Annotated in this window: 8 protein-coding genes and 2 pseudogenes; 2 read left to right on the forward strand and 8 right to left on the reverse strand. The window is 40.6% G+C overall.

All coding sequences use genetic code 11. The features are described from left to right. Window positions 1-168: 168 nt before the first annotated feature. A complete protein-coding gene (locus ACFO6W_RS08385; RefSeq protein ID WP_379995246.1) occupies window positions 169-1473 on the forward strand; it encodes a glycoside hydrolase family 88/105 protein in 1305 nt (434 codons plus the stop codon). A gap of 154 nt (window positions 1474-1627) precedes the next feature. Next, a pseudogene (locus tag ACFO6W_RS08390) lies at window positions 1628-2527 on the forward strand (TonB-dependent receptor plug domain-containing protein); the annotation flags it as partial. 23 nt (window positions 2528-2550) lie between these two features. On the opposite strand, the pseudogene ACFO6W_RS08395 reads toward ACFO6W_RS08390, so the two are convergent. The 8 genes and pseudogenes from ACFO6W_RS08395 to ACFO6W_RS08430 all read right to left on the reverse strand — a co-directional run. Continuing rightward, window positions 2551-2688 (reverse strand): annotated as a pseudogene (locus tag ACFO6W_RS08395) (transposase); the annotation flags it as partial. Between the two features lie 68 nt (window positions 2689-2756). After that, complete coding sequence (locus ACFO6W_RS08400) at window positions 2757-3611, reverse strand: hypothetical protein (protein ID WP_379995248.1); 855 nt, start codon at window positions 3609-3611, stop codon at window positions 2757-2759. A 252-nt stretch (window positions 3612-3863) separates the two neighbouring features. Continuing rightward, a complete protein-coding gene (locus ACFO6W_RS08405; protein WP_379995250.1) occupies window positions 3864-6437 on the reverse strand; it encodes a glucosidase family protein in 2574 nt (857 codons plus the stop codon). Between the two features lie 63 nt (window positions 6438-6500). Next, window positions 6501-7931 (reverse strand): DUF3863 domain-containing protein, encoded by a 1431-nt coding sequence (locus ACFO6W_RS08410; RefSeq protein ID WP_379995252.1) that lies wholly within the window; start codon window positions 7929-7931, stop codon window positions 6501-6503. 86 nt (window positions 7932-8017) lie between these two features. Then, window positions 8018-9700, reverse strand: a complete 1683-nt coding sequence (locus ACFO6W_RS08415) for a hypothetical protein (RefSeq protein ID WP_379995254.1) — start codon at window positions 9698-9700, stop codon at window positions 8018-8020. A 112-nt stretch (window positions 9701-9812) separates the two neighbouring features. Next, window positions 9813-11174 (reverse strand): DUF3863 domain-containing protein, encoded by a 1362-nt coding sequence (locus tag ACFO6W_RS08420; RefSeq protein WP_379995256.1) that lies wholly within the window; start codon window positions 11172-11174, stop codon window positions 9813-9815. A 20-nt stretch (window positions 11175-11194) separates the two neighbouring features. Then, a complete protein-coding gene (locus tag ACFO6W_RS08425) occupies window positions 11195-12859 on the reverse strand; it encodes a RagB/SusD family nutrient uptake outer membrane protein (protein ID WP_379995258.1) in 1665 nt (554 codons plus the stop codon). A gap of 21 nt (window positions 12860-12880) precedes the next feature. Further along, window positions 12881-16255 carry a SusC/RagA family TonB-linked outer membrane protein gene (locus ACFO6W_RS08430; RefSeq protein ID WP_379995260.1) on the reverse strand — a complete coding sequence of 1125 codons (3375 nt, stop codon included), beginning with the start codon at window positions 16253-16255 and terminating at the stop codon, window positions 12881-12883. Window positions 16256-16346 lie beyond the last annotated feature (91 nt).

Below are 16346 nucleotides of genomic sequence, written 5' to 3' on the forward strand. Positions count from 1 at the left end.
CGGGTTACGAGTAGACAAGATACGAGTTGTTAACTGATATATCTGTTACTTTTGTTACTTTTTAACCATATACTGTTAATATATGTAAAAAACCTGCCGGTCATAAGGATAGGTTACAATACGAGAAAATTTAAAATATCAACTGATAAACAATAAAATTAATATAAGATGAATGTAAAAAGAATATTGTGCTTTATATTGGGAGTATTTTGCCTGGTTCCTGCTTTTTCACAAGCTACCCTCCCACCCGGGGAGTTAGCAGCAGTTATTGCGGAACGTATTATCTCGGAAACACCTTATACTTTTGTAAATACCAGAACCCGGCAAACTTATGCCAGCCTTAAAAATATTCCTGTGACACAGGATATTCGGGTTACCAGTGAATACAACGAATGGCATTATACCAATGGTGTTTTGAATATGGCTCTTTTAGAACTCGCAGATAAGACGGGTGATAAGAAGTTTCAGGATTATGCCTTCAAAAATATGGACTTTGTTTTCGATAAAGATAATCTGGGTTTCTTCGAAAAACAATATAATGAAGCATTCGAAAACGGAGGATGGCGTGCCATCCGTAATTTGAGCTGGCATATGATATTCCGTAATAAACGTTTGGATGATAACGGGCCTATGGGCGCAAGCCTTATCGAATTGGTGATGAGAAGGCCTAGCCCGGCATTTATGAATTATGTGAATACTACAGCCGAACATCTGCTGTATGCAGAACCTCGTCTGGAAGACGGAACAATAGCGCGTATATGGCCCCATGAAAACACGATCTGGGCAGACGACCTGTTTATGGGAATATCGTTCCTGTGCCGTATGGGTAAGATAACAGGCGATGTCAGGTATTTCGATGATGCGGCCAATCAGGTCTTGAATTACCACAAATATCTTTGGGATGACAGAAGAAAAATATATTACCATTGTTATCATACAGATGTAAAAGAGCATGGAGTCGCGCATTGGTCGAGGGCAAACGGATGGATGTTGATGGCCCAGGCGGATCTGTTAACTATGATGCCTGAGAGCCATCCTAAGCGTAGTGCCGTTATTGAGAACTTCAACCGTCAGGTGAAAGGTGTCCTGCAATATCAGGGTAAAAATGGATTGTGGCATCAGGTATTGGACAGAACAGATTCGTATGAGGAGATAACCGGAACAGCTATGTTTGTTTTCGGTATTGCCAGAGGTGTACGCGAAGGCTGGATCAATAAGGATTATATCTACGCCGCGGAACTGGGGTTGAAAGGGATGATGACTAAGATGACGGATAAGGGCGATGTAACAGCCATATGTGTAGGGACAGGGATTATGCCGTCCTTAACGTTCTATTACAATCGTAAAACGCAGGAAAATGCCCCGATGGGTGAAGGTCCTGTGCTGAGGGCACTGACAGAGATGTCGTATGCCAAGAAATATTCTGAAATATCTGCGGATGCCCAATATGATAAAATACAGATAAAAAAATAAGTCAAAGAAACAATTGTTTTTTACAGGCATTCATTGTCAGGACATACACAGGAAACGGACAAGATATATCGAATAGAAAATTTAAGGAATACGGTCTTATAATTTACGGCGTTAGTCATGGCTAAATATAACAATTATCAAAAAAAATAAAAGTATGACCCGTACTGATAAACGTATGTTTAGTGGAGCAGCCGATCGTTTGGATGCAGAAAAGATGATGCTGAGCGGTGTCTCTGATATTAGCCGCTCGCTGGAAGGACGCTCGGCGGGCGTTTCAGTACAAAATGTCTCGGGGACTTTCGGCACAGCTCCGAAAATCCGTATACGCGGGGCTACTTCCATCTATGGTAATTCCAAGCCTCTCTGGGTGGTCGACGGCGTGATTATTGAAGATGTAACAGACATTTCTGCCGATCAACTTTCATCCGGCGATGCCGTAACATTATTGGGCAATGCTATTGCCGGACTGAATGCGGATGATATTGAATCTTTCGACATATTAAAAGACGGTTCGGCAACTTCTATATATGGAGCACGGGCCATGTCGGGCGTTATTGTTATTACCACCAAACGGGGAAGGGCAGGAACATCCAGTATCAACTATACTGCGGAACTGACTTCCAGAATGAAACCCAGCTACCGCAATTTCAACATCATGAATTCGCAGGACCAGATGGGTATTTACAAAGAATTGGAAGCTAAAGGATGGCTTAATTTTTCTGATGTATTGCGCAGGTCAAAGAGCGGTGTTTATGGCCAGATGTACAGGCTGATCGACAGCTATGACAGAACAAGTGGTGTTTTTGGATTGGAAAACACACCGGAAGCGCGAAACAGATTCCTCACAGATGCTGAGATGCGTAATACAGACTGGTTTGATGAATTATTTTCCAACAACATAATGATGAATCATTCATTGAGCATTTCATCGGGTACGGAAAGATCCTCTTCATATGTTTCCATGAGTTTCATGGAAGACCCGGGATGGCATAAGCAAAGCAGTGTAAACCGTTACACACTGAATGCCAATTCTCAGTATAATATCCTTAACAATAAATGCTGCTTTTTTCGGCTATTTGAACTATGCATAACGGTATGACTCTTTAGACTTTGACGGGTACGACATTTTTTGCATTCGTAACATTCTTTGCCTTTCTTCCAATAATGTTCCTTGCTCCCACATCTGGGACACACAACTCCTTGTTTATCTCTGTATCAGGAGATATTTCCGTATTGAAAAGTAGCCCGGTATTTGTACCGGGCTGAAATAATTATATAACCATTTAATTGAAATCATCTACGGTTTCTTGTAAGGGAGGGGTACATTTAATGCGGGCTGGTGGGTAAGCAAATATAAAAGCATCATGTCCTAACGCTATATTATGTAATAACCAATAATTAAGTGTATAATAGATATCTCCGTTCATATTTATGAATAAATCAGTATTATATCCTCTTTGTCGAGCAAAAGATAGCATGTTATCAAAGTTTTCATCAAATCCGAATCTACTATTATTACCATCAATGATAACCTCTGTTGTACTTCTGTTATGAGTTTCGTCAAAGCTCTTTCGTACCATTATTCCCCTTTTTTCATAAGGACTATATTCGACACCCTCATCTAATAGAATAACAGCACCTATTTCTCCATAAGCTTCTATTATTTCAAATACAACGGGGAATCGTTGTTTTAAAACATTTCTAAATTCAATAATACTTGCACGATCGCAATAATTTACCGTTCTTAATTTAGATAAAACCTCTTTTCCAAGCCAAAAATGGTCATTAAGATTTGTCTTATTATACATTGGATTAGCATAAGAAAGAGGTGGTGGTATGGTAACTGCGTCTGGGTTAAGGTCAGGACGAGGTTGACCAGAGGGACCACCAGCCATCTCTCCTAAACATTCCTTTAATTTTTGCATGTCTTTATCTTTATAGAATTGTTCCCAACAACGTGCATACGTTGCAGATTGACTCTCATCTGAGTTGACGATAGTGCTTTGTTCAGACTTTTTAATTGGTATACCACCGTTGTCTAAATTGTTTTCATAGACTTCATCGTGTCGTGTACAGTTCATAATGGTTAGTGATAAAAAGGCAATCACTAAAATAGAAGTAATGATAATTCTTTTCATGATTTTTTTTTTAAGTTAACGATTTTCAAATTTACTTAAGGGGACTTCTAAAAAACACTTTATTTTCATTTTGATTTACGAAAGATTATAAGCACTACTTTAAGAAACTCCCTTGTATATGGATATGGGGGAGTTTCTTGTGTATCTCTTATAAGTTGCATCATATATGTAGATTGCAGAAAGGGTAGAAAATAGGTTTGTCAGCCATTCGCTATTCTTCATTATTTTCTTATCAACATAAGGATCAATCGATTACATTTTTTTCAAAATAAAAGTAGCCGTTTTTCCATCATTATGATGCTCTCTCAAAATTCGTCCGCCTTTATCAGCCTTCACTGTTTCAGCCCTACCATTTATTAACAATTTATACACCGCCTCCGGAATAAGTCCCGTCAAACTAAACCCATAATCATCTTTTGAGTTTATTTTCCATGAATATGTTCCTGTTTTCCAACTAATAACATCAATATAGATAGGGTGTTCGGACTTTGAATCTATAGCTAAAGTCATCTCTTCTTTATTATCCGGGTAATAAGTCAATATAGTTCCGGACTTATTTACTCCTAGTTTACTTTTGCTTCTAAGTGTAAATTCGCTTGTACTAATAGTATAATCATCGACACTAAGAGCGAGATGATAATCTGTACCACGGAGCTTGTAGGAAAACTCTGTTCCATTAAGGGTTTTAAGCATATTCGGCTCCACTCCCATCCTGTTCCATTTTGGACGAATGCCGTATATGTCCCTATATAGCGCAGTAATACTAGTACAAATACCGGCCAATATATCAGAGCCTTGCCCCAATTGTGTATCCCTGCTATAACGCTGAGATGAAAGTCCATCCTTATTGTATTGTTCAAGGATATTCCGTATATATTTCAATGCTGTTTCTTTATTGTAACCAACATATGCCCTGATCCCCAGATATCCCCAGGTAGGGAAAATATCTCCATTTTCATATTTAGGGAATGGCCAATTATTCAGATGTACTTCTTCCCTTTTATAAGAATCGAAGCACAAAGGCCAGTGAAAAAGTTTCTCGGCCACAGTTCGTTTTTCTATTTCATTGAGGATAACAGCTATGCGTTCTTTATCGTCACAAAGGCCAAATGCAATGACAGCAAAATTAACAGGGGTTACTAAATTGTCTCCATGCACTGTTCCGTCTTTGTCTCGCCAATAAACATATTGTTTCTTTTGAGGCGACCAGAATCCACCATTGTCTACAGGCTTATTGAAGTTCTCTTTTAGTCGTGATGCTACGGAAAAATAATAATCTGATTTTTCTTTATCACCCAAAATCAATTCACAATTGGCCCACAATCGGAGTGCTTCATACATTTGGGCATTTACAAATCCATTTTCGAAACTGGCCCAAACTATATCGAGCCAATCGCTTGCCTTTTGCTCCGCAATGGAACTGTTTACCATTTCAAAGATGCCGTTATTGTTCGAATCTCGCTTTATTAACCAACCTAACGCCTTTTCACAACTTTCTTTATGCGAACGTAACCAATCTATATCACCACACAAATCAAACTGTTCGGCTGTATTGATAATATAACCTGTTTGAGAATCAACAGTATATCCCCATCTGGCTTCATAATAGCCTGTCTTATAATTAAATGTCCCCGGCATCTGGTCATCATCCGCATTGTGCCAACGAGACAATACGCGGCCATCGGCTGTTATTGCATAATTTCTTTCCTGATCAAGGGTTGATGACAAATTGCGTGTATAATTCTCATCATTCAGAGCCATACCAATTTGAGCGAAGAACGGTTCATGTAAACATTTCCAATTGGTGGTCCAACCGTTGGCTCCGACAATATTATTATCCACTACTCCATATCTGCCTGTTGTATTCAATAACTCACGCACTGCTTCGGCATCAATCGCAGGCAGCTTGCCTCTCGAATATTCCTTTTCGTAATCTATATATTGTATTTCGAGGTTGATCGAAGTATTACCTTTTTGTACATCGAAAGCAGAAAACACATCTGCCTTCTTTTCTACAAACCGGTTTAGATTGTAACGAGGTTCAAGTTCCACATCTGTTACAGACTGAGTAAATGTAAATTCGTTCTTTTCACTTTGAGAATATTTTGCTGCTATATACTTCTTTTCATCCGATTTTGCTGCTATGCGCAAAGCATCACCGGAATCGGGATTCCAAAATGTCACACCTCCTGTATGTACGCCATAAGTATCATTCACAGTAGCCAGATACTTACACCAAACCATACCGCCATTGTCCAATATACCACCTTTCCATACCGAAAGACTGGCAAAACTCCATTGTGGAAAAGCAGTTTCTTCCAATTTTGCAAGATTGCTGTATCGACGATCTATTTTCCAGAATATCTTATCATCAACAAGTTTAAAATCCCATGACTCGTTTACATTGATAGAGTTATCCCCATAAACTATATTACTCATGGTTATCCCTCCGTCCGTTTTTTTTACTTCTATGCCGGATGTACTGTTACATGAGGAAAATTTACCTCCTCGTGTACTGAAACAGGTATAGACACCTGATGATGATAACGTATTTTTCCCTTTGACATTCAATCCGGTAATCTTACACCCTTTCGAGTAATCTATCAAAATACCAAGATTATCAGCCGAATCTGTGATTCTAACTGTTTTGGAGGCTGCATTATGATATATATGTTTTTTTATCTCAGCATCAGCATGGCGCGTCCCACCTTTCAGACTGTCATTGTAAGCATTTAAAATTGAGGGATATATAAAAATCAATAATAACATTAATAGATAATATCCATTTGGATTTATCTTATTCCGGATTGAATATTCTCTTTTCATACCTATACAAATGTTTTTAATAAACGAGCTCTTAAAGTTTTATTCATAAGACTATGAAACTATTTACAATAAGTCCTTTTTACCATCAAATAATTCAGGGTAATGCTTTCTTATCAGATCCTGATCTTTCTTGTCCAGCTCTTCTAAAAGCCTTGGTTCGTCTTGTGGCCGTAATCCTTTTTGATTCATCACATTTATTAAACTCCAGTCTTTGACAGGTTTTTGAGGTGTAGGGTCGGATGGTTCTTTTGCCTCGATATCGTAGCGGGTAAAATCGATAACACGGAAGGGTGTCTTTCTATGCCAATCGCGCAATAAAGCCAACCGGAATTCTTTATTCATAAACCACTTTATCTCCAGATTATTATATGAATCGCCAAGTCCCGATCCTCTTTCCTCAAATCTGTAGTTCCAGTCGTCATTCGTCTTATTATGTTCACGCCAGATGTTTCCAAACTCCCCAAAACTTATAAAATGAGTATCGGGCCAGCGTTCTTTTGTCCCGCTCACCCACATTTCCATAGCTTTGCATATAAACTCCTTTCCAAATTCATGTACCATTTGTGCTTCCCAAATATTGGTTACCCAGCCAAATCCGTTTAGTTCCACACCTTTATCGAAATGAATGGATTGTGTATGCATAACTTCCAGATGTCCCAAGTCGAGTCCCCAACCTTTATATGTCTCTATCGGGCCTACCCCGCGCCGGCTGTTATATCCTTCAATACCATGTCCGTTTTGCCCACTACGACGTGCACATAGGAAATCCATTGTCCAGCCATCGAGATTCACGCAGTCTATAAAATCTTTTTTGCCTTGCGCCGGCTTGCAAAAATGTTCTGTTGACGGATAGAATGGGTATGACGGGGAGCCGTCAGCCCCTCCTCCGTCTATATTGTGCTGACTCCAGATGACAGCATGTGCTGTATGTATCTTTTCTTTTTCTGCAAGGTATTTTAAGTTGTCGGCTGATAAAAATCCGCCGATAACTGACTGGGGACGATATCCATTCCCAACCATATCGGATATGAGTTGAATTGCTTCAGACATTTCACGGTTTACCCGCTCACGGGGCAGATACATCGCCGGAAAATAACCCGGAAAGTAAGATACCTCGTCACCATATTTTTTCTGACATTCTACAATATACTGACGGATCTGCTTGTAATTTTCACGCTGGTCTTCCAATGCATTCATCGTAAAACCCCAGGTCAATCGTCCATCCGGATTGTTCTTGGCAAAGGCCTCTCTCAATGAACGAACCCCATCCAGAGTATGCCAGTCTCCCTCGTCACGTGGATGAAGTTTAACATCGCGCGATACTTCCCAAGGGGTAGTACGTATCATTATACAAAGGGTTACAAATCTATTCCCCTTGAGCGGGATAGTTTCATTATTGGAGCCAAAGAAAGGTTCTGAGGCTTTTAGTAAGTTGGTAAAAGCAAAGATTACAAAGAGGATTATAGTCTTTGGCAAAAGAATATTTTTGTTCATATTTATTTGTTTTTTACAACATCTTTCGAAAGAAATTAAGAACGCAGTGCATTCTAAAAAAACGAATGCACTGTATGGTATTCATTTTATCGTTTATTTGTACAATCAACAACTAGTTTATTATTTACAGGTATCAAACGAAAGATATAGTTGGCAGTAATTCCCTTGTCTATTATCCCTTCTTTGCATGTAATACTGTATTTGTAGTTCATAAATTCAGCATCGATACGATTGTTGTCTATGGAGCGGAATGGTAATTCTTTTCCTTCGACAGTTTTAAGCTCAAGAAACCAATTCAGTCCATTGCTCGAAGGTTGGCTAGATACTTCGAATCTATCCTCATAGAATATGATTTTGAAGATATTATTATTTTGATCTTTACATTCCACTTGCAGCACATCTTTAGCTATTTCTGTTACTACAGGTTCGTTCAACAGTACCTCTGTCTTGTTTCCTTCCTTATCTATACAATTAATACGCAGGCCTGCACGGTCATCAGCTGTACTCCACATAAATCCGTCGACAACAGGAAGCGTAAAATATAAAAACTGATTCCCTTCTCCGGGTTTATTCAGATATGCCGATTCCATTTTTTCATCGAAAAGATGAATATCTCTAAAGCGGAACGATTTCCCTTCCCATAGCAGGTTGGTACGATAATAGCGGCTATTGAACCAGACTGTTTTTCTCCCTTCATTACGAATATCTGTAAGTACAGTTACTGCCGTCGGCGGTGTAAGTGAATATTTTTCTTTAAACCATTTGCCCGATTCGCCCAATGTCTGTATCTTGATTTTATCTAATTTCTTTAGCGAATCGAATATAGGGAATTGCATTTCCAATCCTTTCTGCATGCCGTTCCATGTAAAGGAATTCTCCTGCCCGGCCTGTGCATAATTAAAAGCGAGGCATGGCTGATTTACGATCGACTCCAAAAGGTATTCAACCCATTTCTTGTCCATCCCCGAATCCCTGTACACCGGCTCCAGTGATATAACCCCCTGCCTGTCACGTCCCAGTCCGGTATCATATTGATAAATAGGGTCGCTTCCCAACATGCGGAAGATTGGCACGGGTATTTGCCCTTCGATAGTCTGGGCAGGCATGTAGGCATTCAGCTTGCTAGGGTAATAGGCCTGATTCCAGTATCCACCCCAAAGCGTATATCCATCTGTTCCGACCTGATCTTTACAGTTACAGGATGCTATTATCTTGTATTTTTCGTACATATATGCGAGTGTATGCGAATCGATATACCATGAACCTACCGATTGCGGATATTTTCCGAATATTTCCCTGAATTTCTCCATATACACATCTACCAGCTTTTCCCTCTCCTGTGGTGTATATCCTGTAGTGAAGGCAATATTTGCATGAGAAACCCATGAATGTTCTCCACGCCACTTTATACCTGCCGCCTCTACATGGGGCTGGGTAATCTCCCACCACGCACCGATTTCAGAATCCGGTTTCAGTCCTTTCTTGAGTAATTCCTGATATTTTGGATTTATCAGGGCATCGTATTGAAGTAAAAAAGTAGCTGCAAAAGAATATCTATTCAGTAAGTTTATTTGTTCACGAACTGTTTCAAATAATAAACTATCTGCATTTTGTACCCGATAATCAGTCTGGCGGATAAAGTTTACAATATTAATTATCCTGGGAGACCCCGGTTCTTTACTTTGCTCCTTCTTACCTGTATCAGTATTACATCCCAGGCATATTACAGTTAGGAGTAATAGTATAAATCTTGTTTTCATAAAACTCATAATAAATGAAATATATCTTTTAGTGATAGTTTATAGTTTATATCTTAATCACCGGCGACCCGTTTTTCCTGAAGCGAATAGCCGGTGATATTATTCTATGTTTCAGGTATTACTATTTGTCAGTCAACAAATATGGGTAATATTTCTTAATTAACGCAAGTCCATCCGGAGATATTTTATTAATTACCTTCGGTTTATCTTGCGAACGGCTCTGTTTTTGATTGATTTCTCCCATCAGGCTCCATTTTCTGGTCATATCCTTAGGTTCTTCTGCCTTGAGGTTATAGTTGGTAAAATCAATTACATTTTCCCGTCTGTTCTTCTGCCAATCTTTAATCAGTGCCAGACGGAAATCCTTGTTCATAAACCATCTGATTTTCAGATTAGAATCAGAGCCTCCGATACCTGAGCCTTTCAGCTCGAAACGGTAATTGAAAGAATTATCTTTGTAATGATCTCTCCATAATAAGCCGAATTCGCCCTGAGTGATGAACTTAACATCTGGCCAGTTTCGTTTTATCTCATTCAACCAGTCTTTCAGTCCTGAAATATCTATTGGAAGGGACAACTCCCAGCAATTAGTTACCCATGCAAAGCCGTTGAGCTCAAAACCCCTGTCATAGTGCATAGCGGTAGTATATAGCATCTGTGTCAGTCCTGTCAATTTCCCATAAGCCATTAAGGTTTCGATAGGGCCTACACCCATACGGCTGTTGAAACCATCGGCAAAACCATCTCTACGAGCCGAGAGGAAGTCCATTGTCCATCCGTCCAGATTCACACAGTCAATAAAGTCATCTTTGCCTTGAGCGGGCTTACAAAAATGTTCCTTCGATGGATAGAAAGGATAAGAAACTGCCCCGTCGCCATCCTGATTATCGATAGAGAATTGGCTCCATATATTGCCCTGGCATACATGGATTCCCTCTTTTTCAGCTAAATATTGCTGATTTTCGGCAGCCAGAAAGCCGGCAACAACACTCTTGGGGCGGAATCCGTTCCCGACTATTTCGCTCACCTTAGCCAGTCCATCGTGCAAATCTTTATTTACCTGTTCGCGTGTGTTATAAGCATTGGCAAAGTATGCACCCGGTATGAATGTAATATCGTCACCATACTTATGGTGATACCCGACTACCAGTTCACGAATCTTCTTATAATTTTCGGTTTGGTCATGTAATGCCAGCCAACTGAATGCCCATGTTATTCTTGCACCCGGAAACTCTGATGATACAGCTTCCCTAAATGCAATTACGCGTTCGGGAGTATGCTCCGAACGTTCGTCCATACCTTCGTTTCTGTCCCTGCTTACCTCAATCTGATTTACACGGATTATAGTATTCAGGGTGAGAAACCGGTTTCCCATCAGCCCTGCCGGTGCAGGCTCCCCCCTACCCTGTCCTTTCAGGGAAGATAGAGAGCCACACCAAACAAAAGTGAAGGTTAATAGAATTAATAAGTTTTTCTTTATCATCTTATAACCGTTAATATATTTTACCAGCCTGGATTATTGGGCAATAAATTCGGATTGAGCTTTGTTTCATCCAAAGGTAGAGAATAATAATAATTTTTAGGTGCCACAAACTTACGGTTTGTCTCAGGCTCTACAATATAGAAACCATTCTCATCCAGTTTTTTTGCACTTTCATCATCCAGCACTTTCAATTCTGCATACTCACTATCTTTATACCTGAAGCCTTTCAAAGCTCCGACCAATTCAGCTTCTGCAGTTTTCCAACGTCTGAGGTCATCACGTCTGAACCCTTCGAATGCAAGTTCTATAGTACGTTCCCTCCGTATCTCGGTCTGCATGTTCAGCCCGTTTGCCTGTACAAATTCGTTTGTAAGGGCAGGCATCTCTACTCCCTTTCGCGAGCGGACTACATTAATTGTATTATTCAGGACTTCATTGCTGATTTTATCATCTTTTTCGAATGTGGCTTCTGCCAGGATAAGTAATACTTCCGCGTAACGGATGATATGATAATCATAGTATGAATCGTTTACCCCGGTTCTTTCTTCTCCCATAAACTTCCAAAGCTTATATCCTGTCTTGGTATTAGGACGGGTCTCAAAACCCGGAGCACTGACCAACTGGCCATCCTGCGGGCTCAGGAATGTTGTCCCAGGTGTCAGGAATGTCTGAGTCATACGCGGGTCGCGATTCTTAAATTCATCTGCCATTCTGCTATATCCTTCGAATCCGGAATTTGGATCATCTATAGGCAAGCCCGTACTTTTGCACAGATACATCTCAGCCAGCTTTTTTGTCGGAGTACCTCTCTGTCCCCAATATACTCCGTGCGCCTGCGAATGCATACGTATATCCTTAAAGTAACGGTTGGAAAGAATCGCTTCGGGGGCATCGTCCCCTTCTTCGATAAACAGGTAACGGTAGCTTTCGGCTCCTGAGCCTTCGTACAGGGAATATTCACCACTTGTCCTTACCTTTTCGGCAGCAACGATAGCCTGTTCCAGTACATCCTTATAGTCGGTCCGGTGATTATGGTATTTAGCCCAAGTGCCGGCAAACAATGCCACTCTTGCTTTCAGTGCTAATACCGCACCCTGAGTGATACGGCCCCTATCATCGGCTGCCAGCTCACTCTGTTTTGGCAATTTTGTATAGATTGCTTCCAGTTCCGAAAGTATAAAATCTTCTACTTTGGCCTGAGAATCCCTATGAGCAAATAATTCAGGGGAATCCACATTTAATGTTTTAGTAATGACAGGCACGTCAGCGAATCTCTTCATCAAACGCCAGTAGGTATAAGCCCTGAAGAAACGGGCTTCGGCGACATAGCGTTCTATTTCGGAAGGATCGCCTTCGTAGACTTCACTTTTCTCTATAATTTTATTACAATTACGGACATCAGTAAACCGGTCATTCCAATTCCCATCCGAAGGATTTGCTATATATGTCCCATTACTTACACTATTTGCTCCTTCGCCGTAAGCAATATCACTTTCACTATCGCTTGTATTAAAACTTTCCATCCTGTCATACAAGAGATTTGCCGCTTTCTTATAATCGGCCGGGGTTTTCCAAAACTGAGGATCGCTTAGGTTTTCTTTCGGAAGCAAATCCATATCCTGGCAACCTGACATTACCATTAAAATAGCAATGAGCGCAGAAATTATTGATATATATTTTTTCATGATTATTTACTTTAGCGAAATTTAGAAAACAATATTAACACCTAACGAGTAATTACGGGCAAACGGATAACTCACAAAACTGCCTCCGTCTTCAGGGTCCCATCCGCCGGGCGCATTGTGTATTTCAAAGAGGTCTTCCCCGCTGAAGTATACCCTGACTTTCTCCAGTTTCGCTTTCAGTGTATACTTTTTAGGGATAGTATAGCCGACCTGCAAGTTCTTCAACCTGATATACCCTACATTATGTTTGGTGTTGGTAGAGATATAATAGTTATAATTTTTTCTGGTACCATCGTTTGATATAGCCGGATACTTGGCATCGGTTCTTTCAGGCGTCCATGTTTTTCCATACCAGTATTCTGCCGACTGATACCATGGTGCATTAAAAGGTTTACTGGCATCTCCTTCGAGGAACATCGTGCGTTTGCCTACTCCCTGGAAGAATGCACCTAAGTCGAATCCTTTATATTCAGCATTGAGATTGAATCCGAAGTTGTACCGCGGATTAGTGTTCCCTAAATAAACAAGGTCGCCATCCCCGTCGGCATATTCAGTCAGGTTACCATCGCCGTTCAAGTCTTTGTACTTGGCATCCCCTACTTGTATCCTCTTATCCTGTACGGTTCCGCTATTAGGGAAACGGGACTTGTATTCGGCGAGTTCCTGTTCATTTTGGATAATACCATCAAATACATATCCGAAATATGAATCCATCGGATAGCCGACAGGTGTCCTGTTATTCCCGTATCCTATTATAGAATTCCCGATTCTTTTGGCTATTTCATTCTGAGCATCACTTAAACTCGCTCTTACCGAATATTTGAAATCACCGATCTGGTCTCTCCATCCTAATATGATTTCCCAACCGTGGATTTTCAGTTCTCCACTGTTCGTTGAAGGAGCTGCAATCCCCAAAATGGAAGGATAAGTAATGGAAATCAACATATTCTCATTGGTTTTCCAGAAGTAGTCGAAAGACCCGTATAATCTGTTATTCAGGAAGCTGAAATCTGTACCGACGTTTACAGACCTGATAGTCTCCCATGTACGGGAAGTAGAAACCAGGTTCGACTGATTCGCCATCTGACCTTTTGCTCCATTGCCGAACGGATAATAATTTCTGCTGATATTAATTAGTTCAATGAAATCATAAGGGCCTATATTAGACTGATTTCCCATTTCTCCATAGGAAGCCCTGAATTTGAGATCGTCGAAGATATTCAGTGGCTTTATAAATGATTCCTCGCCTATACGCCATGTTGCATTTACGCCCGGGAAATATCCCCAACGTTCACCCGGGGCAAACCGGGAACAACCGTCGCCGCGTAATGTACCTTCGATAAAATACTTATTGGCGAATCCATAATTAAGCCTCGAGAAGAAAGAGTTGATGGTCCATGCGTTACCATCACTGGCTGCATCCTGGTCTTCGGGGCTCCCCATGCTGACAGGCATCTGTTCCTGCTGATCGAAATTGATACGCTTTGCCCAGAATTTGTCATAGTCGGCGGATTCATGAGACCCTCCGAACATTATACCTATATCATGTTTTTCAGCAAATATCTTTTTGTACTCTCCATATAACGTAAAGTTTTTAGACAGCGTTTTGGCATAATTACGCTCGGCGCTATTGGGTTTTCTTGCTGTCCTATGATTTACATTTTCCCAATTGTAGCTGTAAAGCATCTTCTGGACTATATACTCATCGGCATCGCTCTTGCGAACTATAGCCCGGCCTATAAGGTTTAGCCCGTCTATGACCTGCCAGCGCAATTGGTTGTTGAAAGTAAAATTTCCGGTTGTTCGCCGAGACTCTCCTCCATCTTCCAATACTTGTGCCGGATTATCAAAACCTTCGAAAGTATAGAAGTTTCCTGCCGGATTATATACAGGTGCCCAGCTGCGGGTTTTGTATATCAATTCCCATATATTCTGTCCCTGGCTAATACCGGAAGAATAATCCCTGTCGCTGGCCTCATAGGATATATTAAGGTCGTAATTCAGGTTTTTTACTATTTCTATATTGGATTTTGCACGCACAAAATAACGCTTGTCCAAATCTATTCCGAATTTAGGTAGTCCCTCTTCTTTCTGGTAACCCAGGGAAATGAGATATGTATATTTATCTCCCCCTCCGGAAAGGCTGATATTATAATTCTGAATATTGCCATTTCCTATAATATGTTCATTCCAATTCTGGTCTTTATAGAATTTCGGATATGCATTGCCCCAGCGTCCCCATGTGGTTCCGGATGGTATGACTTTATCGCTGCCCTCAAGAATGAGTTGTAATTCGTCCTGAGTATATTCTATAGGGAAAGAACCGTCTGTAATTTCGAGAGCCATAGCAGCATGCTGATAAAGATTTGCAGGCTTTTTCAATAGTGCAGGTTTCTTTACCGAGTAATACGCATCAAGGGTTACTTTCAGCTTTTGATTCCTGTTTGCTCCTTTCGTGGTAATCAGAACCACCCCATCGGCAGCACGCGCCCCGTAGATAGCTGCCGTCCCGTCTTTCAGAACAGATATGTTCTCAATATCGGCAGGATTTATCGTACTCAGGTCACCTTCTGCTCCATCAATTAAAATTAACGGAGAACCACCATTGGTTGAAGATATATCACGTACACGCAAAACCGGACTGCTACCCGGGGCTCCGCTTGTACGTATCACAGTAAGGCCCGGGACCTCACCCTGAAGTGCAGAGGCGGCATTTTGTACAGGACGGGACTGGAATACTTTAGAGTCGGCTGTTGCGACAGCTCCTCCCAGATTGGCCCTTTTTACAGTACCGTAACCAATCACAACTACTTCATCCATTTCGCGGATTTCTTCTTTCAGTGATATATTTATAGATCTTCTGTTAGCCACAGGCTCTTCATGTTTCAGAAAACCTATCATCGAATAAATCAGAACAGCATTTCCGTCGGGAACATTTATGGAATACTTGCCATCTGTGTCGGTGATTGTACCTAATGTAGTATTTTTAAGGACAACACTTACTCCGGGTAATACTTCCCCGTTTGCATCTGTCACTATGCCTGTTATATTCATTTGTTGCTGATAGGCTTCGCGGGTCTTATCTTCTCCCCTGTTTTTTTCAGTAAGAATAACATCTTTATCAATTACTTTGTATTCTACATTGTAATTTGAGAACAATTCGTCCAGAATAGAAAACACGGCCTTCTTTTTCACTTTTACAGATACCGTACGGTCTACATCGACCAGTTTATTATTGTAATAAAAGCGGAATTCCGACTGCTTTTCGATTTCGTCCAAAACATCGACTACTTTCTTGTTTTGGATGTCAAGTGATAATGTTACTTGTTGAGCATACGAATGTGCTGCAAAAGATACATTAATTGACAAAATAAGTAATGCCAACGATAATTTCATAGTAAGAGGAATTTTGTGTAACTTGAGGAAACGGTTACAATATCCCCAAGTTTGTTGGAGATGATGGATTTTTCTCATATTTTTGTTATGC

It is taken from the genome of Dysgonomonas termitidis (genome assembly GCF_042654545.1).
GTDB lineage: Bacteria > Bacteroidota > Bacteroidia > Bacteroidales > Dysgonomonadaceae > Dysgonomonas > Dysgonomonas termitidis.

Coding starts and splice junctions, on each gene's coding strand:
- ACFO6W_RS08385 (WP_379995246.1), top strand. CDS start 169: ATGAATGTAAAAAGAATATTGTGCTTTATATTGGGAGTATTTTGCCTG.
- ACFO6W_RS08400 (WP_379995248.1), bottom strand. CDS start 3,611: ATGAAAAGAATTATCATTACTTCTATTTTAGTGATTGCCTTTTTATCA.
- ACFO6W_RS08405 (WP_379995250.1), bottom strand. CDS start 6,437: ATGAAAAGAGAATATTCAATCCGGAATAAGATAAATCCAAATGGATAT.
- ACFO6W_RS08410 (WP_379995252.1), bottom strand. CDS start 7,931: ATGAACAAAAATATTCTTTTGCCAAAGACTATAATCCTCTTTGTAATC.
- ACFO6W_RS08415 (WP_379995254.1), bottom strand. CDS start 9,700: ATGAGTTTTATGAAAACAAGATTTATACTATTACTCCTAACTGTAATA.
- ACFO6W_RS08420 (WP_379995256.1), bottom strand. CDS start 11,174: ATGATAAAGAAAAACTTATTAATTCTATTAACCTTCACTTTTGTTTGG.
- ACFO6W_RS08425 (WP_379995258.1), bottom strand. CDS start 12,859: ATGAAAAAATATATATCAATAATTTCTGCGCTCATTGCTATTTTAATG.
- ACFO6W_RS08430 (WP_379995260.1), bottom strand. CDS start 16,255: ATGAAATTATCGTTGGCATTACTTATTTTGTCAATTAATGTATCTTTT.